Here is a 23,288-nt window from a genome sequence, read left to right on the forward strand (position 1 = left end):
AGGTCACCTCTATTATAAGGTACCCAAACTACACAATGGTATGTAAAAAAGAATGAAGTTCTGCTGCCTCAGCTTCAGAGAGAGAATATGCTTCTTCTAAATATCCTTCTTCTTCTAAATCATCTCGACCAATGATTGCAAAGTTATTGGATTGAAGATGCATGATCAAATGTTTACCATAAAAACGACCTGACATCATGATAACAAGGTCATAACGGTTCTCTTTTCCTACAAAACTGACAAAACGTGTTTTTGTTTCTTCTAAGTCATCATATAAGAAATCAAATTCTTCCATTTTTTGGCTCCTATCTAAGATGTATCTCTGGCTTTTAGTATACTAAAAAAAGAACAAGAAGCGATTTTTTTTCTGACGACGCGGAAGCATCCCTTGTTCAGAAGTTGCAGAAGTGAGTCGTTGTGTAAAATGAACATTGCGTAATTCGATTTTTAATTGATCTTGTTTTTTGCGAATTTCATCAAACATTTTATGAACTTCACTAGATGAGACTGCATCTTGAGCTACAACTCCCATTTTTTGTTCCAGGTCTTCAAAAGAATCATAAATACCATATAAGTGTTCTTCCATTCTTTCCATTCGTGAAAACAATTCTTCCATCATGTGCCCCATTTGATGCATAGAATGAATCATTTCGTCAAATGTTTGTTGGGAATAGTATGTTTCACTTGGTTGAGATAATTTCCCTTCTTCTAGCATTTCCTCACGTAATTTTCGCATAGACATACCAGGACTTTGTAGTTGTATTTGTATTTCTTTTAGCCGTTCTATACTTTCCTTCGAAAGAAGGTAATGTCCTTTTTCCGTCACGTCATATCCAATGTATTCTCCATACATATCGATCCACTTACGGATACTTCTAGCATGTACTTTTAATTGTTCAGAAGCTTCCCGAGTCGTAATAGAGAATAATTCTTGTTGAGCCATGATAGATTACCTCCCAGAAAAAGATGTTAATACCTTTTTCTACCATCGGTTCTATCTCTCCTGCTCAGTGACAAAGGAAGTCATGAGTTGACAAAGGAAGTCATAAAAATCAAAAGAAAACTTGCGAACATACTAACAGATAGAGTAGTTAAGCATGGATGAAAGTAAGGAAAATCATTTTTTACAAAAAGAGAAAGCGATTATTTTGAGATAATCGCTTCTTTTGATCAATATGGAAATTGACTGCGGTATTCCGCGAACTGTGCAGTTTTTTGACTAATTTTTTGACTTTCAGCAGGTTCGATATTATACCAACCTTTTTGTTGCATCAAATTGTATAAGTCTCTGGCAGCTTGATGGGTATCGTTTAAATGTTTCATCTGAAGTTGATAAAGCTCTTCTATACTAGCTTCATTTACTGCTGTATTATAACTGTTAGTCAAATATTTTTCTGTAGCTAAAATATCATTGATGAAATCGCGATCACTCATTTGAGGACCTTGTAATGGGGATGTACCTGTTACTTGTTGTTGACCTGCCTGTTGATTTTGCATAACTATCCTCCTTACTGAAGATAAGAATTTGTTTGTGATGGAGTTTGACCAGTAGATGATTGGAGACATTGAAGTAATGCTTGATAGTGCTGTTGATGTATTGCTCCTATTTTATCAATTGCAGCTTTGATTTGTTGATCCTGTACTTCTCCAGCAAAATGATGACATTTCTTAAAGGCAATTAACTCCCAAGACATTTCGTCACTGAGGTATTGAAGATCTTTGGATGAGATTTGCATCTGGCTTAGCTCCCTTCAAGGTATACAATCATACTGTAACCAAGAAGAGTTCGGTTATGCATACATTACTCTTTTTTATGTTTCTTGATTAATAGTCCTAACGGAATAGCAATGATAATAATCAAAATGAAGTAAGGTGAAGCTGTTGCTAACCAAATGATAAATAATTGAAGTCCAATCCATAAGTTGTTACAAGAATGGATAAATCCTTGTGAGATTTCATTTAATAAAGAGTATTTGGTTTGTAAGGGTTGATATGTAGATGAACGGAGTTCAACCGTGATGGTGGAAAATGCGACTCGATGTTTTAAGTATTGCTGTCTGCCTGTCAATTGTTCCAATTGTTCTTGGGTGGTACCAAGAGTATTCTCGATATCTAGTAGATCACTGGTAGTAGTTGCTTTACTCATCATTGCCAGCAGACGGGCTTCCATCGCTTTTTTGGCTTTGATACGAGCTGTGAGATCCACCAATTCTTCACTCACATCGTCACTTTGAATTTGTATATCTGGTGGAGTATTTGATATCTTTTTAATGTGGTCAAGAAACAGCTGAAACTTATTTTGTGGAACATTATAGTTGATATTCAGATTTCTTTCATCGAATTTTTCTGTATCGGAACTGCTAACTATGATGGCATTGGTTTGTTTAACAATTTTATCCAATTCATTTTTTGCTGAGTGTAGTTTGTTTACTTCTAAATAAATATCAGCATGATAGACCATTTGTTGTCTCTCACCAGCCATATGGTCAGTCTGCGTTATTTGTTCACTTGGTTTCCCCGAATAATCTTTTGAAGCCTGCGAGTTATACAGAGATGTGTTATAAGATTGTGTTTCAGAAGAGTAACTGTTATTGTCAGTTTGATTGATGTAAGCTCCAAGTAAATAGCAACCAATCATTACAAAAATAACAATAAAGGAAAGCAACAGCCAATATTTTTTCTTATTCAAAAGGACAAACCCCTTTCAAAAATTGGAGGTATTTTCGTGTACGAACTTAATTTGGATCGAATCGACAGCCAAGCGAATTATTTATCAACTTGTTTAGAAGTGTTAAAGGAAGTAGGAATACCTACAACGAATGTTGAACGATTTGCAGTGATGCGTTCTTATCATATTGGGGTAGAGTGTGTTATTGATATTGGAAATACAATTATTGATGGATTCATTATGCGTGATCCAGGTGGATATTCAGATATTATAGATATTTTAGAAGATGAACAGGTGATTCCTACTATTCTAGCAAATAAGCTCAAAAATTTTGTGAAATTAAGAGAACAATTGGTAAGATATTACGACCAAATAGAGGTTTCCAAATTAGAAGATTCTCTAAAAGAAATGGCAGCATTTCAAGAGTTTATCGATCATGTGGAAGCATTCATCAGGAAAGAAAAAGCAAGTGGTAACGTATATGTATAACATATTTGCAGTATCTTTACCTTTACCTTTTTCTTTAAAACAAATTACAGCATATGTAGTGGAAGTTGGAGATAAATTAACGATTATCGATACAGGACTGCATACCAAACAAACAAGTGATACGTGGCAACGATTTTTTCACGAAAAAGGTTGGCAATGGAAGCAAGTGGAAAAGATTATCGTAACGCATTATCATCCTGACCATTATGGATTTGCAGGAAAATTGCAGGAGTGGTCAGGGGCGAGTGTATATATATCGAAGCGAGAATATGATCAAATTCAAGCTTTTTGGAATCCTACTTCAGGAAATCCTTCTGAAGTCGCAACTTTTTTTGCTTCTTATGGTTTTCCAAGTGATCGTTTGCATGAGATAACTGAACATATGGAAGGGTTTCGAGCCGTTATCGAACCACATCCGTCAGTTTTAAAGTGGTTGGACGAGGATGAAAGGCTAGCGATAGGAGGAGAATCTTATCAAGTTATACATACACCAGGGCATTCTCCAGGTCACCTTAGTTTCCTTCATTCCAGTGGAACCTTTTTTGGGGGAGATGTAGTTCTACCATCCGTCACCCCCAATATTCCTTTGATGCCATATAGCGATCCAAATCCTTTAGCAACCTTTCTTTCAACATTGGATAAAATAAAGTCATTGGATATTGAAATGGTCTATCCTGCTCATGGCGATGTATTTTATTCTGTAGAACAACGCATAAAAGAGATAAAAGATCATCATGGTAGGCGTTTGGAAAAAATAAAAGCTATGGTGCAAGGTAATTCAGCACAGACAGGGTTTCAGATTTGTGAGCAACTGTTTAGTAATCGAAAATTAGATATACATAATCTGCGGTTTGCATTTTCGGAAACTTTGGCCCATTTGGAGTATTTGCGGTTAAGAGGGGAAATAAAGCGGCAATTTCACGAGCATGGATATCAATATTTTGTTTAAAAAACATCCGTTAATTCGTTAACGGATGTTTTATTCGATGATAATAGTACTTGAATGTGCTCGAGTATGGGCTAGCCTAGCTGCTGCGGCTGCAGCTACTGCAGCAACCAAATCATCAAGATATGTATGTATTTTCCCATCACTTTTGCTATTTAGCCGGCATAAAATGCCTGGTTTTAATCGATCGATGTACCCGTAATTGGTGAATCCTATACTTCCATATACATTTAGTATGGCGAGTGACATGACTTCATCAATTCCGTACAAACTTTCATCAGAGTAGATCATCTGTTGCAAAGGTTCCCGTAATATTTCTTTTTCAGCAAGTAAATCCAATTGAATTCCTGTCAAGAGTGCATTTTGTACTTCTCGTTTGGTGAGTACCGTCTGAACATTTTCTATACATTCTTCCATAGTGACATCAGAAAAAAAATCTGCTTGTAAAAAAAATGTGAGTTCTGCAATATCTTCTATTTGCACACCCCGTTCTTCCAACCATAGATACACAGTTTGTTCTAATGGAGACATAATATGCTCCTTCCGTTTTTTATTAGCTTTTACCTTCATGTGGAAGGATATCCAATAAAAACATGGGAAAAGATGGTTTTGAGAGGCTGTTTATATTAACATGAAGGTAGATATAGAGAAAGAGGTGTATAAATGAGCAAAAAGAACAAGTTTGTACCGTATATTCCTGCTAGTAAATCGTTACCAGAATTGACGGTAACGGCTGTGTTATTAGGCTTTGTTTTAGCTGTTGTGTTTGGAGCTGCGAATGCGTATTTGGGATTAAAAACTGGTCTGACAGTTAGTGCTTCTATTCCAGCAGCAGTAATATCAATGGCGGTTTTACGCGGCTTATTTCGAAGACAGTCGATTTTAGAAAATAATATTGTTCAAACGATGACTACTGCAGGAGAGGCACTAGCTGCAGGTGCTATCTTTACAATTCCAGCGCTTTTCTTTATCCACGCAGCACCTACGCAAGGAACAATCATTTTTATCGTTTTGGTAGGAGGTTTTCTAGGAGTTTTGATGATGGTTCCACTCCGACGGTTGTTGATTGTAAAAGAGCATGAAGTATTACCATACCCAGAGGGAACTGCATGTGCAGAAGTATTAAAATCAGGGGAACAAGGCGGAAACCAAGCCAAATTGATTGGATTTGGATTTTTAGTTGGAGGTCTTTTTAAAATTTTAGGTGATGGTTTTCATCTGTTTAAAACAACAGTAGAGACAGGGCTTGGGAAGTTTAAATATGCATCACTTAGTATGGATACAATGCCTGCTTTACTGGGAGTTGGCTATATTATTGGACCTCGGATAGCAGGTCAGATGATCGCAGGTGGATTGCTGTCATCTATCGTTTTTGTCCCGATAATTGGATTTTTTGGATCAAGTAATCCAACTTCTATCTTTCCTGCAATGAGTCCAATTGGAAGTTTAAGTTCTCATGATATTTATACTAACTATATTCGTTATATTGGTGCTGGTGCTGTAGCTACAGGAGGTTTTATTACACTGCTCAAAACACTTCCGCTATTAATAAGTTCTTTACGTGACACATTTGTTGGATTAAGAGATAAAGAAACAAAAAATTCGGGCTCTTGGGAGAGAACCGATCGAGATATTCCTCCCAGTGTTTTGATTATCGGGATTATACTTTTGGTTTTGATTATTGCTTTTGCCCCTGTGACAAATGTGGGTATAATTGGAGCAATATCTATCGCAATATTTGGATTTCTCTTTGTCACTGTAGCTTCTCGAATAGTTGGGATTGTCGGAAGTACTACTATGCCCGTATCTGGAATGACCATTGCAACCTTATTGATTGTAACGATTTTATTTAAAGCGTCTGGTTTATCAGGTCAAACTGGTATGATCGCATCTTTAATTGTCGTAGCTATTATATGTGTTTCTTTGGGGGTTGCAGGAGATATTTCACAGGATTTAAAAACAGGATATTTAGTAGGTGGAACGCCATGGAAACAGCAAATTGCAATGATGATCGGCGTATTATCAAGCGGCTTGTTTATTGGTAGTATACTTTTCTTGTTTGATAAAACATATGGATTGGGTTCCGATGCATTACCTGCACCAAAGGCTGCATTAATGAAAATCATAGCACAAGGACTTATGTCTGGTGATTTACCATGGGAAATTATTTTTATTGGGATAGCGTTGGCCATAAGCCTCGAATTTTTAGGTCTGAACTCATTAACAGTTGCAGTAGGTTTTTATTTGCCATTGTCCGTCAGTACTCCGATTATGATCGGTGGAATTGTACGATGGGCGACAGAGCTTTTTGTAAATGATGAAGTAAAAGCAAAACGAGATCGTGTTGGTACTCTTTTTGCTTCTGGTCTTATCGCAGGAGAAGCTCTTATCAGTGTTATTATTGCTATGCTGATTGTACCAGGGGTTATTAATCCTGATGCACCTGTATTTACAGAAAGCAACTTAATCCCATTTTTATTGTTTGTAGTGCTGGCAGTACTGCTATTTGTCATTACGATAAAAAAGAGAAGAAAAGATGAGCTCTAAAAATGTACTGTTGATGATCCCAAAGAAAAAAGAAAAGATTAGTTTTAGATTTTCGACAGAGGAATCTGGGATTTTATATGTTCAAATTCCGAGAACTAACCTCTTAGAACGTCTATCCATTAAGTATTTAGGGCAGCCTGCTCATCATGAAGTGAAACTGGATGAACTAGGTAGTTTCGTTATTCAATTGTGTGATGGCTCTTATCCTGTTCATGTAATCGAGGACAGAATAACAGAACATTTTGGCTGTAAGGCTGCTCCAATAAGAGAACGGCTAATTGCTTTTTTATCCATCTTAGAAGCAAATGATTGGATTGAATGGAGGGAACCTTAAGGTTCCCTTTTTACAATCAAAACGGATTGGTCACAAGTTTCCTTTATCAAACCGTTTCGCTATAATGAATATATTAGAAACAAAAAATTCACAAAGGAGGCAAAAGTTTGTATATCAAGAAAAGGTGGATCCTCCTATTTTTAGTAGTTGTTATAGGAGTTGCAATTGGATATATTTATAATCATTTTTTTCAGGAAAACGAAGCAGAACAAGTATGTTGCAAAAAACACTACATAAAAGTCCCATCTGTTTTAACAATAACAGAATCAACTCCCATACCGATCTTGGACAGCTCCAAAGCAAATCAGCAAATTACATATAATATTTTGAATCAAGTACAAGAAGGTTTGATGAGACTTGGTTCAAATGATGTTCCCGTACCAGGTTTAGCTGAATCCTATCAAGTGAGTCCGGATTATCGAACTTATACTTTTACAATTCGAAAAAATGCACGATGGAGTGATGGAAAGCCTGTAACTGCAAATGATTTTAAATATGCATGGGAAAGAGCATTAAACCCAGCAAATGAATATGAATATGCATTCTTATTTTATCCCATTCATAACGCACAAGCATATTCTTTAGGAAAAGTAGGGGCTGATCAGGTTGGTGTTTCTGTTACAGATGAAAGTCACTTGACTGTTCAATTAGACAAACCAGATCCTAATTTTTTAAGTCTTGTAACACTTACCCCTTTTCTTCCGATTAGAAGTGATTTGGTCGAAAAATATGGGGAGAGCTATGCAACATCACCTGAAACGATGAGCTTTACAGGTCCTTTTGTATTGCAATCATTCACACCACAAAAAGCAGAATTGATAAAGAATAAATCATACTGGGATCAAGCAAAGGTTAAGCTCACAGCAGTAGATATTAATGTTGAAGTGGACCAGAATAAGCAAATAGAAGATTATAAGTCTGAATTAACAAGTAATATTAAATCAAATGGAATAAACTTAAGGAATTCTAAAGATTATCGAAGTGTTATTAATGTTTCTAGAGGTGTTTCTGATTTTCTTGAAATGAATGAAGCTAAAATGACACTAAAAAACGAATCAATTAGGAAAGCAATAACTTTACAAATTAATAATAAAGAAATTCAAAAATTCCTTTCTGATGGTTCTGTGGCTGCTAAAGGAGTAATTCCACCAGTACTTAAAACAAACAACAATAAAGTTATAAATTCTAAAGTTCAAATCACTTATTCTCAAAAAGCTGTGAAAGATTCATTATCTAAAGGATACCAAGAGCTTGGAGTGTCTAAATTACCTGATTTAAAGTTGTTAACATATAATGATAATCGATCTATTCTATTAGCAAAAGAAATAAAAAAACAACTAGGTACTATAGGTATAAATGTAACTATAGAGAGACTCGATCCAAGTGAAAAATACAAAAAAGAATCTGAAGGAGATTTTGATCTGTCTATTTCGGAGTGGTCATTAAAATATAATGATCCAGATGAGTTTTTGTCATTATGGAAAAGTAATTCTGATACTAATATTTCTAGATTTGCTGATCCACACTATGATTCACTACTAAATCAAGCTTCGCTTGAATCTAATCCAACTAAAAGGACTCAGCTTCTTCAGGAAGCTGAAAGGTATCTGATTGTCGATAAAGCTGTTGTTATGCCATTAATATATGTTAATGATTTGAGGTTGCAGAAACCTTATGTGAAAAATGTGCTGTATCATCCTTTTGGTGCAGATTATTCTTTAAAGTGGGCCACTTATCAACCTCCTAAACAAGTAGAGGCGACCAAATAGGTCGCCTCTTTCTACGTATATTATAATACTTGTTCTACTTCGCGAACTTCTGGAATTTCTTCCATCAACGCACGTTCTATTCCTGCTTTTAAAGTGATGGTAGAACTAGGGCAGCTTCCACAAGCCCCGAGCAAACGAACTCGAACAATACCTTCTTCGACTTCTACTAATTCGACGTCTCCGCCATCACGTTGGATATAAGGACGCAATTTATCTAAAATTTCTTGAACTCGTTCTTCCATTTTCAAAATCTCCTTTCGGTTGTTGAAATGCATCATTGCTATTGTATGCCTTCTTGGAAAAGAAAGCAATGTAGCAAATTTATTCAAGTTCCTGTTAAAATGAGAATACGTTTTTAAGGATATTGCTAAGGGAGTAGGAAATGGTATGAGTAAAATATATGAGGGAATCCATGAGTTGATTGGGAACACTCCAATAATGCGATTAAAATCTTTCTCCAAGCAGGCAAATATACTCGCTAAATTGGAATTTTTTAATCCTGGTGGCAGTGTAAAAGATCGACTTGGAGTCTCACTTATTAAGGCAGGAGAATCAACTGGTAAGTTAAAAGCAGGTGGAACTATTATTGAGCCGACTGCAGGGAACACAGGGATTGGTTTGGCTTTAGCTGCTGTTGGAACAGATTATCGTGTGATTTGTGTTGTGCCTTCCAAATTTTCAATGGAGAAACAAGAAATCATGCGCGCATTAGGAGCGACAGTTGTGAATACTCCTACTGAAGAAGGAATAAAAGGGGCAATTGCTAAAGCAAAAAAACTCTTGGAAGAAATCCCTAATTCCTACATCCCTCAACAGTTTGATAATCCAGCAAATCCTATCGCACACTATGAAACGACTGGTCCAGAAATTTGGGAGCAGACTGGAGGAAAAGTGGATGTGTTTGTTGCAGGTGCTGGATCATCAGGTACATTTATGGGTGTCGCACGCTATTTGAAAGAGAAAAATCCTAGCATTCGAAATGTAATTGTGGAACCACAAGGATCTATCATCAGTGGTGGAGAATCTGGTCCTCACAAGACAGAAGGAATTGGCATGGAGTTTTTTCCGCCATTTTTTGTACATGAGTTAATTGATAAAGTTTATACCGTTGATGATGTAGATTCTTTTGCTATGGTGAATAAATTAGCAGAACAAGAAGGATTGTTGGTGGGGAGTTCTGCTGGTGCAGCATGTTTTGCAGCAGTACAAGAAGAAATAAATGCATTGCCAAATGCAAATATTGTGGTACTATTTGCAGATAGTAGTGATCGCTATCTCAGTAAGAAAATTTTCCAAGGAGGAGAATGAATATGAAAATGGACACAAAACTGATTCATGGAAGTCATTTAATAGATGAACAAACAGGTGCAGTAAGTATTCCTATTTATCAAGTTTCAACTTACAAACAAGATGAAGTGGGAAAACACCGTGGATATGAGTATTCTCGTACTGGAAACCCGACCCGTCAAGCTTTAGAGGATTATATTGCTGCTCTGGAGAATGGGGCAAGAGGGCTCGCTTTTTCATCGGGTATGTCTGCTACTGGAACAGTACTATCTCTATTTGAGCAAGGAGATCATATTATTTGCAGTGATGATGTGTATGGTGGTACGTTTCGCATTATGGATAAAGTATTTCGACGTTTTGGATTAGAGGTTTCTTACGTGAACACTAGCGACCTATCTGCTGTGGAACATGCCTTTAAGCCTAATACGAAAGCTCTTTTTGTCGAAACTCCGACTAATCCGCTCTTAAAAGTATCCGATATTTCGGCATTGAGTGCATTGGCGAAGTCGAAAAAAGCTATCTTTATTGTCGATAATACGTTTTATACGCCATATTGGCAAAATCCACTTGATCTAGGGGCAGATATTGTAGTACATAGTGCTACCAAATATTTAGGTGGACATAGTGATGTCGTGGCAGGTTTGGTTGTCACTAAAGAAGCAGAACTAGGAGAGAAGCTTCACTTTTATCAAAATGCTATCGGTGGAGTACTTGGTCCACAAGATTCTTGGCTTTTGATGAGAGGGATGAAAACATTAGGTTTACGAATGAAGCAGCATGAATTTGGAGCAAATAAAATCGCAGACTGGTTATCCACCAAAGTGGAAAAAGTATATTATCCAGGTTTGCCAACACATCCCAATCATGAAATTGCAAAAAAACAAGCACGAGGTTTTGGAGGAATGATATCATTTGATGTAGGGGATGGCGAAAAAGCAGCTACAGCCCTAACAAAAGTGAAGTATTTTACTCTAGCAGAAAGTTTAGGTGCGGTGGAGAGTTTGATCTCTATTCCAGCAAAAATGACGCATGCCTCGATTCCAGCTGAAACAAGAGCAAAATTAGGCATTACAGATGGTTTGATTCGTATTTCTGTTGGGATTGAAGACGTGGAAGACTTGATCAATGATTTAAATCAGGCTATCTTTGCATAAAGAAGGTATTCTCATGATAGATTTATATGTCTATGGGGCAGATCAAGTCTGCCCTAGCTGTGTATCTTTTCCATCTACCAAAGAAACAGCATCTTGGCTTACACATGCATTAGAGCGTAAATATGGTAACCAAGTTACTGTTCATTATGTCGATATCTATTCTCCAAATGGAGAAGAACAAGTCCAATTTGCAAAAAGAGTATTAGAAGAAGATTTGTGGTATCCTGTTGTTGTAATACAAAATGAGGTAATTGCAGAAGGCAATCCTAAGTTAAAAACAATCTGTGATAGATTGGAAAAATTAGGGTTAGGAAAAGTGATTGATCATGAGGCCACTAATTGAGTTTTGCGTGAATAACTTAACTCCAGATGTACTCGAAATAAAAGCGAAATTAGAAAGCAATTTGGATTTTGATGTCTTGGAATACGGTTGTTTAGGTAATTGCGGTCTTTGTGCTAAATTCCCGTATGCTTTAGTAAATGGAGAAGTAATTACGGCAGATACAGCTGAAGAACTATATAAAAAAATACTACAAGCATGTGAAGAAATGGAATTTCGTTATTGATTGTAAGCCTTGATTTTAATAATCAAGGCTATTTTTATATCGTCATTATATTTTCCATTGAATCATCATTCCTAAGTGTGTCAATCCACCACCAAAACCATAGAGCATTAGTGTATCTTCAGTTTGAACTTTACCCTCTTTGATACCTAAATCTAAAGCTAATGGAATAGATGCGGCAGATGTATTTCCATATTGTGTTATACTTGTTAACGTTCGATTTATGGAAATGCCTGATTTTTCGCAGATGGCTTCAATCATCCTTAAATTGGCACTGTGAGGAACAAACCAGTTGATATCTTCTTTTGCGTACCCTGTTTTATCAAGTAGTCTTGTAATCCCTTGTGGAACAGTACGCACAGCCCATTTGTATACTTCTCTTCCATTCTGAACTATTTTCCCTGAACAATTTAGTGGAGTAGTACCGAAAGAGTCAGAAAAATTTGTTCGATAAACATGAACTCCTCCTTGTCCATCTGTCCCCATATGTTGATCGAGAAAACTAGGGTTTTCTCGATCGTATTCAATCAACATTGCACCAGCACCATCACCAAATAATATACAGGTTGTCCTATCTGTATAATCTGTCACTTTTGAAAATGTTTCTGTTGCCACTACTAAAATTTTTTTGTGCGTTTCAGCTGTAATGAGACTGTTAGCCATGTGCAGGGCATAAGTAAATCCTGCACATGTTGCATTTAGATCAAATGCCCCAGTAAAAGGAATGTGGAAATAGTTCTGAATTTGACATGCTACACTAGGAAAAATGTGATCTGGGGTTGCAGTTGCGACAATGATACAATCAACATCATCCAAACTCTTTTTATATCTCTGTATAAGATTTTCAATAGCTCTAAAAGCTAATATAGAGGAATATTCCTTTTCTCCTGCAATTCTCCGTTCTTTGATTCCTGTACGCTGGATAATCCATTCATCACTTGTTTCTACCATTTTTTCTAAATCCTGATTGGTTAAAATTTGCTCAGGAACATAGGAGCCAATAGCTGTGATTCGAGCTTTTGATTTCGTCATCTTATGTCCTCATTTCGACTCTATTTTACGACCTGATATTAGTACTAGGTACTAAATTACTTTATCATTTTCTATAAGCATTCCGCAACTTTCTTTTTGTGAAGTATAAAAACGAGTTTAAACGAAATAAACCCACTAAATAAGTGGGTTTTTCATCATAGCTTTGGTGGAAAAGCAGATTAAGCGTATACTTTTATTTCGTTATAAAAGGTGTCTCGTTCAACAGGAACCCGGTTTGCACCTTGAATCAACCATTTCAGTTCATCACGTGTAATACCTGATTGAGTCAATGCTCCTACTGCATGGCTAATCCGTTCTTCAACCAATGTTCCATGGATATCGGAAGCTCCAAATTGAGTGGCTAGCTGGGTTAACTGAGGTCCAATATTGATCCAATAGGCTTTGATATGTGGGAAATTATCTAGCATCAGACGACTGATAGCAATGGTTCGCATATCGTCCATGGCAGAAGTACGTCTTTTTAGCGATGCAGAAGTTTTCCTTGGCTGCATTGCCAGCGGGATGAATACCATAAATCCCTTCGTTTCGTCTTGAAGTTCACGAACACGTATCATGTGGATAAGGCGTTCTTCTAGCGATTCAATCGATCCATAAAGCATGGTAGCATGTGTTTTTAATCCAAGGGAGTGCGCGATGCGGTGTGCTTCTAACCATCCATCTGTGCTTGCTTTATCAGGACTCATTTTAGCCCGATAGCGTTCTGTTAATATTTCTGCTCCACCACCTGGAAGAGTATCTAGACCTACATCTATTAACTCTTTGAGGATGGTTTCTGGCGTGCGACCGGAAATTTGAGCAAAAAATTGAATCTCAGCACCAGTGTAAGCCTTTATGGTGATATTGGGATAATGTTTCTTTAAAGTAGAAATGGTATTCAGATAGTAGTCAAATGGAACAGTATGGTTGTGTCCTCCGACGATATGAAATTCACGGGTACCTTCTGTAATACGTGTCTCAACGTAATGAAGTAGCTCATCCATTGACATGGTATAAGCTCCATCCTCATCCGGATCACGTCTGAATCCACAAAACGCACATTTTGCTTCACAGACGTTGGTTGGATTGATGTATAAGTTTTCAATAAAGTAAACTTTATTTCCATTCCTTTTCAAATTAACCTCGTTTGCAAGTTGGGCGATTTGCAGAAGATCTGGGGATTGATAGAGTGTTAATCCGTCCTCTAATGATAATCGTTCTCCAGCTCTCACTTTTTCTATAATTTCTTGAAGCATCATGTATTCTCCTCTCTAGTGCTATTATCCGGTTACTTTATCAAAAGGGATTTATAATCAACGGTTGGAATAAAACCTTCCTTCATTGCTCTTGTAAGTAAAGCATGTATAGCTTGATAACCTTCTTTTCCTAAATCATGAGAGAATGAATTGACGTATAAATCGATATGCTCCTGAGCTACATTCCAATCTAATTCTTGGGCATGATCCATAACGTATTTCTGAGAAGATCTAGGATGTTTTTGAGCATGAGCAAGGGAAGCTCTGATCCACTGTGCAATTTTAGTCAAATCGAGCGTTTTTTTGGCAATAATCGCACCTAAAGGGATAGGAAGAGACGTATCTTTTTCCCACCAATCTCCAAGGTCTACAACACATCGTAATCCATATGATGGATAAGTAAACCTCGCTTCATGAATAACCAATCCTGCATCCATTTTCCCATCGGCAATAGCTGGCATAATTTCATGGAAAGGTAAAACATGGATTTCTTTTATTCCTTCTGGTACATGTTTTGCAATCCACAAACGAAATAACAAAAAAGCAGTGGAGCGTTCACTGGGAACAGCAATGCTTTTTCCAGCAAGTGAAACATTCTCTTGCCCTTGCTTTGTAAGTATAAGCGGGCCGCACCCTCGCCCAAGTGCACCACCACATGGTAATAGCCCGTAGCTTTCATGCACCCATGGAAGTGAAGCGTAAGATATTTTTAAAATATCTGGTCCATCTGCTTTTTCAGCTAACGTATTGGTTATATCAATATCGGCATAAGTTACCTTTAGTTTAGGAGCATCTGGTATTAGTCCGTTTACCCATGCATGAAAGATAAAAGTATCATTGGGACATGGAGAAAAAGCAATATCCATTATTTATCTGCTTCTTTCTGTAAATGGTTTGTTTCCTTTGAAATTTCCTTTAGAACCATTCCTACTTTTTTTAGTTGAGAAAATGCTTCTTTAAAACGCCATTTCGACTTATCTCTAGGTCCAACAAGATTAGATATAGCTCGTATTTCGACAAATGGAACAGAAAAAGAGTCAGCAACAGATGCTACACCAAAACCTTCCATTGCTTCTGCAACTGCCATTGGATAGCGATCAGTTAAATGCTGTGCAGTAGTTTTTGTTCCAGTTACTGTTGATAAAGTTAAAATAGTACCTGTAATCGTTTGATTTATTTTCGATTGAAAGATAATTTTAAGAGATTGAACAAAATCAGAAGTCGTAGAAAACCTTGTTTTACCAAGCTCCAACTCCTCCAGTGACAGAAACTTCTCAGGCGACTGAGCTCCTAAATCAGCAGCAATAACTTGGTCAGAAATCACCAAGTCTCCAATAGAAGTGTGGTTTTCAAATCCACCTGCTATGCCAGCACATATAACAAGATCATATTTTTGCTTAGAAAGTAGTTTCGTCGTTTCAATAGCAGCAGAGATAGAACCAACACCTACAACTTCGACGTCGACTGATGTAGGTTGACCTAACCCGTCTAGTAAAGCCATTTTCTCAGCTAGGACGGAAGTTACTATGATGATTTTTATGTTCGTATTTTTGGAATCTGGTGGTGAGTCTCCAAGTGTTTCTTGGATCATTTCTCTCTCCTTTGCATTTCTTCAGGATGGACAATTTTCTAGTATCTAAATAATAATAAGCAATCTTGACCTAAAAAAGAAAAAACTTGTTTTGAACTTCTTTTAAACAAGTTCATTTTATCACAAAGTTATGGTTATCACCTATCCCTAAAAAATGGACAGGACAAAACCCTCGTAAATGTAGATATTTGTCAATGTTTTTGTCGTGATCAAAATACAAAAAAAAACAAAACTGAAAAAAATGTAAAAAAATAGCTTACAAAAATCGTGTTAACATGTATACTAAAAATTGGTAGCAGATAAAGAATGAAGGAGGGCTTAAAGATGGGAGCGTGGGATTTAGAAGAGCGCATTGAAAAATTGCGTTTAAAAATGGTTGAATCTGCATTGCTTTTAGGGATTGGTCATCCTGCAGTGTACGAATTGAGTGTAGAGCTAGACAATCTTCATAACGAATGGCAAAGAAATTGGCAACAAACCAAACAGGAACGAAATTACATTCGTACTCACCCAAAACATCAGATCAAAGAGTCCTTAGATGAAAAATACCGTACAGTGGTTTAAGTGAAAGTGTGGTAAACTAAAAGGTATCAATTGTCACATTGGAGTGATGAGAAATGATTACCTTAACTGAACAAGCAGCATTTAAAGTAAAAGAGATGCTGAAGGAAACAGAGAATCCAGAAAAACAATATTTACGTGTGGGTGTTCAACATGGTGGTTGTAGTGGATTTTCTTATCTAATGGGCTTTGATGAAGAGAAAACAGCTAAAGATTTAGAACTTGAACAACATGGTGTTCGAGTACTTATAGATGACGAAAGTCAAAGATTGATTAAAGGTACTGTTGTTGATTATAAGGAGTCATTGATGGGTGGGGGATTTCAAATCGACAATCCCAATGCATCGCTTACATGTGGATGCGGCTCTTCTTTCCGTACAGCTGTTGACGAAGGTAAACCAGATACCAATTGTTAGTTTTTATATCCCTCTCCTTAGGAGAGGGATATTTCATGTTTGGATCTCACGAATAAACACGACTCTATCAAATCCACAGGCAGGGCAAAAGACTTCATGAGGACAATAATGCTGTCTGCCATCAGTTAACCAGCCATCATTTTGTTTCATTTCCTCGATAGGTCGATAGGGACTATACGAAGCTAATAAAAATGATGCAGGTCCATAATCTTCCATGGTTTGAAGGCAATTTGGGCATTTTTCTAAGTAAGAAGTATATCCATTACATAAAGGACATTGGAAATGGCTTGGATTCATATGATCATCTCGTTTTTGATTAGCATAAGAGAAACCAAAGGAAAACATGCATGATTGTTACAAGAAAGTTATAGAATAAAGAATGGAAATTAGAAACCTCTTGTAAAAAGTACGTGAAATACATATCATATTATTGTTAGCATTTTAGGATAATCTAAGGAATTTACTCTACTAGGTTTGTGATCTCTCACACATAGTGTCTAGGTAGATCATAGGAATGAAAAATATTATGAAAATTAGATGGAAGTGATGAACAATGAAAGTCCCTAAAATCCTTATTTTAGGTGCCGGTTATGGTGGACTTATGACAGCAAAAGGGCTTCAAAAACATCTCCGTCCTGGAGAAGCAGAAGTAACACTAGTGAATCAGAACTCTTATCATTACATTACTACTAAATTACATGAACCAGCTGCAGGAACTTCTCATCATGATCACGCTCGTCTTTCGATTTCTTCTGTGATCCATCCTCATCGAGTAAACTTTATTCAAGATCAAGTGACCTCAATAGATACAGAAGCAAAGAAAGTCACATTAGCAGAACATAAAGAACCATTAACTTATGATTACCTTGTAATCGGTTTGGGAAGCGCTCCGGAAACATTTGGAATCAAAGGTTTACTTGAAAATGCTTTTTTCATCAGAAGTATTGATAGTGTAAGAATGATTCGTGAACATATGGAGTACATGTTTTCTCAATATGCAGCTGAGAAAAAAGACGAACTTATTACCATAGTAGTTGGTGGGGCAGGATTTACGGGAATCGAGTATGTAGGTGAATTAGTGGATCGTATGCCAGAGCTTTGTAGAGAATATGATATTCCACTCGAAAAAGTACGTCTTGTAAATATTGAAGCTGCTCCTAGCGTATTACCAGGGTTCGATCCTGAATTAGTAGAATATGCTACGACATATCTAAAGAGTAAAGGCGTAGAATTCCATATTAATACTCCTATTGCAGAATGCACACCCGAAGGTGTTATTCTTAAAGGTGGAGAAGAGATTAAAGCTTCTACGGTAGTATGGACTGGTGGCGTTAGAGGGAATAAATTAGTTGAAGACGCAGGAATTGAAACGATGCGTGGACGTGTGAAAGTCGATGGCCAATTGCGTGCTCCAGGACATGAAAATATTTTTATCATCGGAGATAGTTCACTTGTATTTCCAAGTGAAAATGAAAGACCTTACCCGCCAACTGCTCAGATTGCTACACAACAAGGACAATTCCTTGGTAAAAATTTAGTCAATTTGCTACGCGGCAGTCAAATGGAAACTTTCGCCTATCATCAAAAGGGCGTTTTTGCTTCCCTAGGTAGAAAAGAAGCAATTGGTATTCTAGGAAAAAACAGCAAAATGTTTGGCTTTAAAGCATCCTTTATCAAGAGAATTACTGAGTTGCGCTGGCTCTATTTACTGGGTGGAATTTCGCTTGTATTACGTAAAGGTAAGTTTTAGGAAAGATCACTATGGTGCAAATGTAGATAAGTTACTTCGTTATTAAAAAGAGCAATCATCTACAAGAAAGTAGGATTGCTCTTTTTAATGCAGAGAAGGACAGGCATTGACCGCATGTCTCATTTTTTGTACCATATAGGCAACATGTGGAAGGAGATAATTCCAATGACAATGTTAGCAGTTCCTCCAATTAGCCTTGTTCAATTAATTATTTCTATCCCGTTATTACTGGTTTTCTTTTTTGGGATAGGATTTATCTTAAATATGATATTAAAGACTACATGGTTACCGATTTATTTATTTGCAGCCCTAATTGTGTATTTTGCGTTTCAAATTAACACTGTTTATATGACAGATATTACGTGGTTAATTGCAAGTTTAGCAGGGGTTGTGGGCAGTGGTTTAACCATACGTTATTTAAGAGCTAAAGGTTACCGGATGTTCTAATACCAAAGATAATAATTAATGATAGCCACGATAATCCCAAACCATAATCCAACAAATACTTCAATAGGTTTGTGACCTAAGATCTCTTTTAATTTTTCCCTTGTCTCAGCAGGGGATTTTTCTTTTGCTTCTGCTAACAACTTGGTCATATCTTCTACGAGGCGATTCAATACTTGAGCGTGTACTCCAGCCTGTCTTCTAACACCTGTGGCATCATACATGACGACGACACTTAAGATTGTAGCAATTGCAAAAGCAGAAGAATTCCATCCTTGTGTAAGACCAATTGCAGTGGAAAGAGAACTTACTGCTGAAGTATGTCCACTGGGCATACCGCCGGAATGATAAATCCATATCCAATCCCATTTACCTGTCATAGAAAGATTCCATATTATTTTCAAAAATTGTGCGAGTAAAATCGCCAGTAACGATGTCCATAAAGGAAAATTTGCAAGTAAATCACTTACCATGAATATAGAGGCCTGCCTTTCGCATACAACTGTGCATTTCTCCTTATTGTCTCATATTCAGCACAAGAAAAACCAGCTTTCATTTGAAAGCTGGAAGTGGAAATATTAGAAAGAAAGATTTTCTTTAACTTCACGATTAAAGTCTTTTTCATTGAGCGTTTTCCAAGCTGCGTTAAACTCATCGATTTCTTTGTTGAAGTTATCAACGAGTTCGCCCTCTTTTTTAGAGTACTCATCATATTGGTCAATATTAGGCTGTTGTCCTTGTGAGATAGTGACATAAGCTTGGCGGTAAGAATCAATTAGTTTTTGAAAGTTATCGATATAAGCAACTTGTGATTCGGTTGCTTTCTTAAATGCTGCTAAATATTGGGTTGCTCTTGATTTGGTTTCTTCGTTTTCCAACTCATTTGCTTTGCTTTCAACGCCAGGGATTTCATTAAGCAAAGATTGAACACCTTGCTTATATGTAGTTAGATCAGAATTAGCTTTGTCTAAGGAAGACATTAATTGATTGTATTGAGTTTCGCTCATATTGGTACCTTGGTTTAAAGCTTGGGAGATTTCATTTCCTAGTTGGTTTGCAGAGTTGTAGTCATTAATCATTTGACGTTGCTCACCCATGTTTTTGTCATGATGATCCATCATTTTGTCCATTTGATCCATTAATTCTTTTTTGGTACCTGAATCAGCAAGTAAGGAACAGCCAGATAGTAGTAAGAGGCAACTAAATAATATGAGAGCTTTTTTTAACATATTATAAACTCCTTTAAAATTTGTAATGAAACTAGTGACTATTGTAACAAACTATGCAAAAAATTCAAGAAGAACAGAGATGATTTGGAAAAATAGAAATGGATGTGTTTATTTTTGTTATTGAAAAAATGCCCGTTCACTTGGAAAAAAAGCACTCCAAGTTTTTTGTTGATAACTCCAGTAATTGGCAACACGCCCTTTTTCTATTGTTTGATAATCCTATATTTGTTAATATATGTCTTGAATCAGTTCTGATAACATATATACCTCTTTGGGAAGAATCCAGGCAAGTTAAAATGAAATATTTAAACAAATTAGACATTATTTGCAAACTAAATAAAAACATGTCATAATAGCATGGTTGATAAGGAGGTATTTATGGACAACCAAAATAAGTTGAAGAGATCAATGAAAAGCAGACACCTTTTTATGATCGCATTAGGTGGAGTCATTGGGACAGGCTTTTTTAACGGCTCAGGTTATACAATTAGTCAAGCAGGGCCAATAGGAGCAATTCTTTCGTTTCTTGTTGGCGGTTTGGTGATGTATTTAATCATGTTATGTCTAGGAGAATTAACACTAGCAGATCCATCTTCTGGTTCATTTCAAGATTATACAACCAAATATGTAGGTCCAGGAACTGGTTTTATGGTTGGCTGGTTGTATTGGTTTGGCTGGGCAGCAACCGTTGCATTAGAACTGGTAACAATTGGTTCAACAATGAAGCGATGGTTCCCAGATGTTAGTATTTGGGTGTGGAGCTTAGTATTTGGTGCTGTACTGTTTTTAGTAAACGCTTTCTCCGCGAGAAGTTTTGCAGAGACTGAGTTTTGGTTTGCTATTATCAAAGTTTCAATGATTGTCGTTTTTATTGTAATAGGTGCAGCTGCTATTTTTGGTTTTATACCTGTACGTAGTGGAGTAACTGGATTTGCCTCTCTGTTCAAAGATGGCATATTCCCAAATGGTTTTACACCAATATTAATGACAATGATAGCAGTCAACTTCTCTTTCCAGGGAACAGAACTAGTGGGAATTGCTGCAGGTGAAAGTGAAAATCCAGAGAAAACATTGCCTAAAGCCATTCATCAAACCGTTTATCGGACAATCTTATTTTTTGGTTTAGCAATTGCGGTGTTGGTGTGTTTAATACCATGGAAACAAGCTGGCGTTGTAGAAAGTCCATTTATACTTGCTTTAGATAAAATTGGAGTACCATATGCTGCAGATATCATGAACTTTGTTATTATCACAGCATTGTTATCTGTCGCAAACTCTGGATTATATGCTGCAACCAGAATGTTGTATGCGCTATCAAGAAATAAGATGGCTCCTAAACTACTAGGAAAAGTAACAGATCGAGGGGTTCCATTTTGGGCTCTAGTTGTAAGTTTTTTGGTCGCTAGTTTGTCCTTACTTACATCAAAGTTTGCTGCTGATACCGTTTACATGTGGATTCTGTCTATAGCAGGTACTACAGCTGTTATTGCTTGGATGTCTATTGCCGCGTCACAGTTTTTCTTCAGACGGCAATATGTGAAAAATGGTGGAAGAGTTGAGGATTTATCTTTCCGCACTCCATTCTATCCATTTGTTCCTATTCTCGCTTTTGTTCTGAATGCGATTGTGATGTTAAGCCAAGTTTTGGATCCAGCAACAGCTTTATCTGTATATTTAGGGATCCCAGCTATAATATTGTGTTACATCATTTATTATGTATTTGTAGCTAAAAGATGTAACACCTAGACTAACAATAAAGAAACGCTACTTTCCAATGAAAGTAGCGTTTTTCATGTTTTTAATGACTATATTTTGTGTAGTACTTATTGTATAAACGTTTCCATGTTTCGGGACCTGGGTATCCATCGGCATCGCCGCCTGTCCAGCCTTGTGCACGCTGGAAAGCTTGTGTATTTTTCAAATCAGCTGATGTCCATTCTGGTCCAGGGCCAACTTTGTAATACTTTCCATAACCAGCTGCTACTAGCATGTGACCTAATTGTGTAACAAACTTATTCTTTGCACCTGTTTTAAAGTATTTTGTTCCAGGAAATGTCTTTTGTACTGCATATGGTGCTTTTGGTTTTGATGGTTTCGAAGTCGAAGTACTCGGTTTCGAAGTTGAAGTACTAGGCTTCGAAGTTGAAGTACTCGGTTTCGAAGTGGAAGTACTCGGTTTCGAAGTTGAAGTACTAGGCTTCGAAGTCGAAGTACTCGGTTTTGAAGTTGAAGTACTCGGTTTTGAAGTTGAAGTACTCGGTTTTGAAGTTGAAGTACTCGGTTTTGAAGTTGAAGTACTTGGTTTCGAAGTTGAAGTACTTGGTTTCGAAGTAACAGGCTTTGTAATAACTTGTATTGGTGTTGGCTTCTCTTTTGCAGCAGGTTCTGGTTTTGGTTTTTGAAGAGCTGCTATTATTGGATTAGAATGCTGGTTGTCTTCTTTTCCTTTTACTTGATCTTTTCCGCTATGTTCATCTGCTACAGAATAGTCTGGATCAGTAATGATTTCAACTGGGTTTGTTGGTTCTGAAGACTGCGAATCAGCTAAATCAGTTGAAGTTGAATTAGGTGTTGTTGATGGTGTTTGTGAAGCTATAGAAGTATCAGGCAATTCGACTGTATCACTACTACCCTGCGGAGTAGAAGAATCTCCCGTTAGGGGTACATCTCCATTTTGATCCGTTCCATCGTAAGGAATAGGCTTTACTTTTAGTGTAGTTTCCAAACTTTTGGATGGAAGGTTTTCCATCATTTGTTCATTCGCGTCTTTAGAAACAACTGTATTCATTACAATAGGCAATTTTTGAACGCTTGGTTGCTGCTGTGCAGGCGGCGACTGAGCAAATGTTTGAGTATAGTGATAGACGAAAAAACCACCAAATGTGCAAATAACACCAATGGATGTTAATTCTAACCATTTGGCAAGCTTGCTACTAGTTGGTGATTCTTTCTTAAACAGGCTGGATAACTTTGACATACACTTCCTCCCTTCACTAATTAATTATCCACATCATACTACAAGGGAGGAGGATAAGAGTATACAAAATTAAAATTTTTAGTAACAACAAAGCATTCTTTTTGGTAGATAAGAAAGTGTAAATTTTATCTTATCTACAAAGCGAGACTAGGAGCATACGACATAGCGAGACAGAGGCGTGACTTTGCGCTTTAGCGCATTAGCACGACCCGTACACTTGGTGTGCTTGTGCCCTAGTCTGAGGTGCATAAGTGCAACTAAGCCTCTGTCTGCGTTTT

At 36.9% G+C, this 23,288-nt stretch carries 29 protein-coding genes; 14 read left to right on the top strand and 15 right to left on the bottom strand.

Going from position 1 to position 23,288, the window contains the following annotated elements; genetic code table 11:
* Positions 1-28: 28 nt before the first annotated feature.
* From MK805_RS12250 to MK805_RS12270, 5 genes are all read right to left on the bottom strand, one after another.
* Positions 29-295 (bottom strand): DUF3055 domain-containing protein, encoded by a 267-nt coding sequence (locus MK805_RS12250; protein WP_240876183.1) that lies wholly within the window; start codon positions 293-295, stop codon positions 29-31.
* Positions 296-337: 42 nt separating this feature from the next.
* The gene (locus tag MK805_RS12255; RefSeq protein ID WP_240876184.1) at positions 338-943 is read right to left on the bottom strand and encodes a MerR family transcriptional regulator; all 606 of its coding nucleotides are present in this window, start codon (positions 941-943) and stop codon (positions 338-340) included.
* Between the two features lie 227 nt (positions 944-1,170).
* Positions 1,171-1,497, bottom strand: a complete 327-nt coding sequence (locus MK805_RS12260) for a spore coat protein (protein ID WP_240876185.1) — start codon at positions 1,495-1,497, stop codon at positions 1,171-1,173.
* An 11-nt stretch (positions 1,498-1,508) separates the two neighbouring features.
* The gene (locus MK805_RS12265; protein ID WP_240876186.1) at positions 1,509-1,736 is read right to left on the bottom strand and encodes a hypothetical protein; all 228 of its coding nucleotides are present in this window, start codon (positions 1,734-1,736) and stop codon (positions 1,509-1,511) included.
* Positions 1,737-1,801: 65 nt separating this feature from the next.
* Complete coding sequence (locus tag MK805_RS12270; RefSeq protein ID WP_240876187.1) at positions 1,802-2,689, bottom strand: DUF4349 domain-containing protein; 888 nt, start codon at positions 2,687-2,689, stop codon at positions 1,802-1,804.
* 36 nt (positions 2,690-2,725) lie between these two features.
* Here MK805_RS12270 and MK805_RS12275 point away from each other — a divergent pair, with 36 nt between their 5' ends.
* Both MK805_RS12275 and MK805_RS12280 read left to right on the top strand, forming a co-directional pair.
* The gene (locus MK805_RS12275) at positions 2,726-3,157 is read left to right on the top strand and encodes a DUF86 domain-containing protein (RefSeq protein ID WP_240876188.1); all 432 of its coding nucleotides are present in this window, start codon (positions 2,726-2,728) and stop codon (positions 3,155-3,157) included.
* Positions 3,150-4,106 (top strand): MBL fold metallo-hydrolase, encoded by a 957-nt coding sequence (locus MK805_RS12280; RefSeq protein ID WP_240876189.1) that lies wholly within the window; start codon positions 3,150-3,152, stop codon positions 4,104-4,106. Before MK805_RS12275 ends, MK805_RS12280 begins: the two co-directional genes overlap by 8 nt.
* Positions 4,107-4,136: 30 nt before the next feature.
* Here MK805_RS12280 and MK805_RS12285 read toward each other — a convergent pair whose 3' ends face one another.
* Entirely contained in the window at positions 4,137-4,634 is a 498-nt protein-coding gene (locus MK805_RS12285) for a phosphatidylglycerophosphatase A family protein (RefSeq protein WP_240876190.1), read from the bottom strand.
* Positions 4,635-4,766: 132 nt separating this feature from the next.
* Between MK805_RS12285 and MK805_RS12290 the strand changes: the two genes are divergently transcribed.
* The 3 genes from MK805_RS12290 to MK805_RS12300 all read left to right on the top strand — a co-directional run bounded on the left by MK805_RS12290 (position 4,767) and on the right by MK805_RS12300 (position 8,753).
* Complete coding sequence (locus tag MK805_RS12290) at positions 4,767-6,650, top strand: OPT family oligopeptide transporter (RefSeq protein WP_240876191.1); 1,884 nt, start codon at positions 4,767-4,769, stop codon at positions 6,648-6,650.
* 13 nt (positions 6,651-6,663) lie between these two features.
* The gene (locus MK805_RS12295) at positions 6,664-6,984 is read left to right on the top strand and encodes a PqqD family protein (protein WP_240876192.1); all 321 of its coding nucleotides are present in this window, start codon (positions 6,664-6,666) and stop codon (positions 6,982-6,984) included.
* Positions 6,985-7,091: 107 nt separating this feature from the next.
* Positions 7,092-8,753, top strand: a complete 1,662-nt coding sequence (locus MK805_RS12300) for a peptide ABC transporter substrate-binding protein (protein ID WP_240876193.1) — start codon at positions 7,092-7,094, stop codon at positions 8,751-8,753.
* Between the two features lie 20 nt (positions 8,754-8,773).
* Here the strand turns inward: MK805_RS12300 and MK805_RS12305 are convergent, their stop codons facing one another.
* Positions 8,774-8,995, bottom strand: a complete 222-nt coding sequence (locus MK805_RS12305) for a NifU family protein (protein ID WP_240876194.1) — start codon at positions 8,993-8,995, stop codon at positions 8,774-8,776.
* Positions 8,996-9,140: 145 nt separating this feature from the next.
* Here MK805_RS12305 and MK805_RS12310 point away from each other — a divergent pair, with 145 nt between their 5' ends.
* The 4 genes from MK805_RS12310 to MK805_RS12325 are packed head-to-tail and all read left to right on the top strand — an operon-like array spanning position 9,141 to position 11,760.
* A complete protein-coding gene (locus tag MK805_RS12310; protein ID WP_240876195.1) occupies positions 9,141-10,061 on the top strand; it encodes a PLP-dependent cysteine synthase family protein in 921 nt (306 codons plus the stop codon).
* A gap of 2 nt (positions 10,062-10,063) precedes the next feature.
* Positions 10,064-11,194 carry a bifunctional cystathionine gamma-lyase/homocysteine desulfhydrase gene (locus MK805_RS12315; protein ID WP_275092334.1) on the top strand — a complete coding sequence of 377 codons (1,131 nt, stop codon included), beginning with the start codon at positions 10,064-10,066 and terminating at the stop codon, positions 11,192-11,194.
* Positions 11,195-11,207: 13 nt separating this feature from the next.
* Positions 11,208-11,537: a DUF1462 family protein gene (locus tag MK805_RS12320; RefSeq protein ID WP_240876197.1), complete on the top strand. Its 330-nt coding sequence runs from the start codon at positions 11,208-11,210 to the stop codon at positions 11,535-11,537.
* Complete coding sequence (locus MK805_RS12325) at positions 11,521-11,760, top strand: YuzB family protein (RefSeq protein WP_240876198.1); 240 nt, start codon at positions 11,521-11,523, stop codon at positions 11,758-11,760. Before MK805_RS12320 ends, MK805_RS12325 begins: the two co-directional genes overlap by 17 nt.
* Positions 11,761-11,805: 45 nt before the next feature.
* On the opposite strand, the gene MK805_RS12330 is transcribed toward MK805_RS12325, so the two are convergent.
* From MK805_RS12330 to MK805_RS12345, 4 genes are all read right to left on the bottom strand, one after another.
* A complete protein-coding gene (locus MK805_RS12330; RefSeq protein ID WP_240876199.1) occupies positions 11,806-12,789 on the bottom strand; it encodes a ketoacyl-ACP synthase III in 984 nt (327 codons plus the stop codon).
* Between the two features lie 179 nt (positions 12,790-12,968).
* Positions 12,969-14,045 carry an aminofutalosine synthase MqnE gene (gene mqnE, locus MK805_RS12335; protein ID WP_240876200.1) on the bottom strand — a complete coding sequence of 359 codons (1,077 nt, stop codon included), beginning with the start codon at positions 14,043-14,045 and terminating at the stop codon, positions 12,969-12,971.
* A gap of 29 nt (positions 14,046-14,074) precedes the next feature.
* The gene (locus tag MK805_RS12340) at positions 14,075-14,908 is read right to left on the bottom strand and encodes a 1,4-dihydroxy-6-naphtoate synthase (RefSeq protein ID WP_240876201.1); all 834 of its coding nucleotides are present in this window, start codon (positions 14,906-14,908) and stop codon (positions 14,075-14,077) included.
* Entirely contained in the window at positions 14,908-15,633 is a 726-nt protein-coding gene (locus MK805_RS12345) for a futalosine hydrolase (protein WP_240876202.1), read from the bottom strand. The genes MK805_RS12340 and MK805_RS12345 overlap by 1 nt, the downstream gene beginning before the upstream one ends.
* Positions 15,634-15,957: 324 nt before the next feature.
* On the opposite strand from MK805_RS12345, the gene MK805_RS12350 reads away from it, so the two are divergent.
* The gene (locus MK805_RS12350; protein ID WP_240876203.1) at positions 15,958-16,197 is read left to right on the top strand and encodes an aspartyl-phosphate phosphatase Spo0E family protein; all 240 of its coding nucleotides are present in this window, start codon (positions 15,958-15,960) and stop codon (positions 16,195-16,197) included.
* Between the two features lie 53 nt (positions 16,198-16,250).
* On the top strand, positions 16,251-16,610 hold the full coding sequence (locus MK805_RS12355; protein WP_240876204.1) for a HesB/IscA family protein: 360 nt from the start codon (positions 16,251-16,253) through the stop codon (positions 16,608-16,610).
* 33 nt (positions 16,611-16,643) lie between these two features.
* Here MK805_RS12355 and MK805_RS12360 read toward each other — a convergent pair whose 3' ends face one another.
* Positions 16,644-16,826, bottom strand: a complete 183-nt coding sequence (locus tag MK805_RS12360; protein ID WP_240876205.1) for a hypothetical protein — start codon at positions 16,824-16,826, stop codon at positions 16,644-16,646.
* A 337-nt stretch (positions 16,827-17,163) separates the two neighbouring features.
* Here MK805_RS12360 and MK805_RS12365 point away from each other — a divergent pair, with 337 nt between their 5' ends.
* Together MK805_RS12365 and MK805_RS12370 are read left to right on the top strand one after the other, a co-directional pair.
* Positions 17,164-18,360 carry an NAD(P)/FAD-dependent oxidoreductase gene (locus MK805_RS12365; protein WP_240876206.1) on the top strand — a complete coding sequence of 399 codons (1,197 nt, stop codon included), beginning with the start codon at positions 17,164-17,166 and terminating at the stop codon, positions 18,358-18,360.
* 165 nt (positions 18,361-18,525) lie between these two features.
* The gene (locus MK805_RS12370; RefSeq protein ID WP_338057502.1) at positions 18,526-18,807 is read left to right on the top strand and encodes a YuiB family protein; all 282 of its coding nucleotides are present in this window, start codon (positions 18,526-18,528) and stop codon (positions 18,805-18,807) included.
* Here the strand turns inward: MK805_RS12370 and MK805_RS12375 are convergent.
* Positions 18,804-19,277: a divergent PAP2 family protein gene (locus MK805_RS12375; RefSeq protein ID WP_240876207.1), complete on the bottom strand. Its 474-nt coding sequence runs from the start codon at positions 19,275-19,277 to the stop codon at positions 18,804-18,806. The two genes, MK805_RS12370 and MK805_RS12375, sit on opposite strands and share 4 nt — an antisense overlap.
* A gap of 105 nt (positions 19,278-19,382) precedes the next feature.
* The gene (locus MK805_RS12380) at positions 19,383-20,033 is read right to left on the bottom strand and encodes a hypothetical protein (RefSeq protein WP_240876208.1); all 651 of its coding nucleotides are present in this window, start codon (positions 20,031-20,033) and stop codon (positions 19,383-19,385) included.
* Between the two features lie 378 nt (positions 20,034-20,411).
* On the opposite strand from MK805_RS12380, the gene MK805_RS12385 reads away from it, so the two are divergent.
* Positions 20,412-21,779 carry an amino acid permease gene (locus MK805_RS12385; protein WP_240876209.1) on the top strand — a complete coding sequence of 456 codons (1,368 nt, stop codon included), beginning with the start codon at positions 20,412-20,414 and terminating at the stop codon, positions 21,777-21,779.
* Positions 21,780-21,831: 52 nt separating this feature from the next.
* Here the strand turns inward: MK805_RS12385 and MK805_RS12390 are convergent, their stop codons facing one another.
* Positions 21,832-23,010, bottom strand: coding sequence for a peptidoglycan-binding protein (locus tag MK805_RS12390; RefSeq protein WP_240876210.1), 1,179 nt, complete (start codon positions 23,008-23,010; stop codon positions 21,832-21,834).
* Positions 23,011-23,288 lie beyond the last annotated feature (278 nt).

It is taken from the genome of Shimazuella soli, from assembly GCF_022511585.1.
Lineage (GTDB): Bacteria > Bacillota > Bacilli > Thermoactinomycetales > Thermoactinomycetaceae > Shimazuella > Shimazuella soli.

Bases quoted from the DNA above. Each gene is read 5' to 3' on its own strand.
- MK805_RS12250 (WP_240876183.1), bottom strand. From the start codon at position 295: ATGGAAGAATTTGATTTCTTATATGATGACTTAGAAGAAACAAAAACA.
- MK805_RS12255 (WP_240876184.1), bottom strand. From the start codon at position 943: ATGGCTCAACAAGAATTATTCTCTATTACGACTCGGGAAGCTTCTGAA.
- MK805_RS12260 (WP_240876185.1), bottom strand. From the start codon at position 1,497: ATGCAAAATCAACAGGCAGGTCAACAACAAGTAACAGGTACATCCCCA.
- MK805_RS12265 (WP_240876186.1), bottom strand. From the start codon at position 1,736: ATGCAAATCTCATCCAAAGATCTTCAATACCTCAGTGACGAAATGTCT.
- MK805_RS12280 (WP_240876189.1), top strand. From the start codon at position 3,150: ATGTATAACATATTTGCAGTATCTTTACCTTTACCTTTTTCTTTAAAA.
- MK805_RS12285 (WP_240876190.1), bottom strand. From the start codon at position 4,634: ATGTCTCCATTAGAACAAACTGTGTATCTATGGTTGGAAGAACGGGGT.
- MK805_RS12290 (WP_240876191.1), top strand. From the start codon at position 4,767: ATGAGCAAAAAGAACAAGTTTGTACCGTATATTCCTGCTAGTAAATCG.
- MK805_RS12295 (WP_240876192.1), top strand. From the start codon at position 6,664: ATGATCCCAAAGAAAAAAGAAAAGATTAGTTTTAGATTTTCGACAGAG.
- MK805_RS12305 (WP_240876194.1), bottom strand. From the start codon at position 8,995: ATGGAAGAACGAGTTCAAGAAATTTTAGATAAATTGCGTCCTTATATC.
- MK805_RS12310 (WP_240876195.1), top strand. From the start codon at position 9,141: ATGAGTAAAATATATGAGGGAATCCATGAGTTGATTGGGAACACTCCA.
- MK805_RS12315 (WP_275092334.1), top strand. From the start codon at position 10,064: ATGAAAATGGACACAAAACTGATTCATGGAAGTCATTTAATAGATGAA.
- MK805_RS12320 (WP_240876197.1), top strand. From the start codon at position 11,208: ATGATAGATTTATATGTCTATGGGGCAGATCAAGTCTGCCCTAGCTGT.
- MK805_RS12325 (WP_240876198.1), top strand. From the start codon at position 11,521: ATGAGGCCACTAATTGAGTTTTGCGTGAATAACTTAACTCCAGATGTA.
- MK805_RS12330 (WP_240876199.1), bottom strand. From the start codon at position 12,789: ATGACGAAATCAAAAGCTCGAATCACAGCTATTGGCTCCTATGTTCCT.
- mqnE (WP_240876200.1), bottom strand. From the start codon at position 14,045: ATGATGCTTCAAGAAATTATAGAAAAAGTGAGAGCTGGAGAACGATTA.
- MK805_RS12340 (WP_240876201.1), bottom strand. From the start codon at position 14,908: ATGGATATTGCTTTTTCTCCATGTCCCAATGATACTTTTATCTTTCAT.
- MK805_RS12345 (WP_240876202.1), bottom strand. From the start codon at position 15,633: ATGATCCAAGAAACACTTGGAGACTCACCACCAGATTCCAAAAATACG.
- MK805_RS12350 (WP_240876203.1), top strand. From the start codon at position 15,958: ATGGGAGCGTGGGATTTAGAAGAGCGCATTGAAAAATTGCGTTTAAAA.
- MK805_RS12355 (WP_240876204.1), top strand. From the start codon at position 16,251: ATGATTACCTTAACTGAACAAGCAGCATTTAAAGTAAAAGAGATGCTG.
- MK805_RS12360 (WP_240876205.1), bottom strand. From the start codon at position 16,826: ATGGAAGATTATGGACCTGCATCATTTTTATTAGCTTCGTATAGTCCC.
- MK805_RS12365 (WP_240876206.1), top strand. From the start codon at position 17,164: ATGAAAGTCCCTAAAATCCTTATTTTAGGTGCCGGTTATGGTGGACTT.
- MK805_RS12370 (WP_338057502.1), top strand. From the start codon at position 18,526: ATGACAATGTTAGCAGTTCCTCCAATTAGCCTTGTTCAATTAATTATT.
- MK805_RS12375 (WP_240876207.1), bottom strand. From the start codon at position 19,277: ATGGTAAGTGATTTACTTGCAAATTTTCCTTTATGGACATCGTTACTG.
- MK805_RS12380 (WP_240876208.1), bottom strand. From the start codon at position 20,033: ATGTTAAAAAAAGCTCTCATATTATTTAGTTGCCTCTTACTACTATCT.
- MK805_RS12385 (WP_240876209.1), top strand. From the start codon at position 20,412: ATGGACAACCAAAATAAGTTGAAGAGATCAATGAAAAGCAGACACCTT.
- MK805_RS12390 (WP_240876210.1), bottom strand. From the start codon at position 23,010: ATGTCAAAGTTATCCAGCCTGTTTAAGAAAGAATCACCAACTAGTAGC.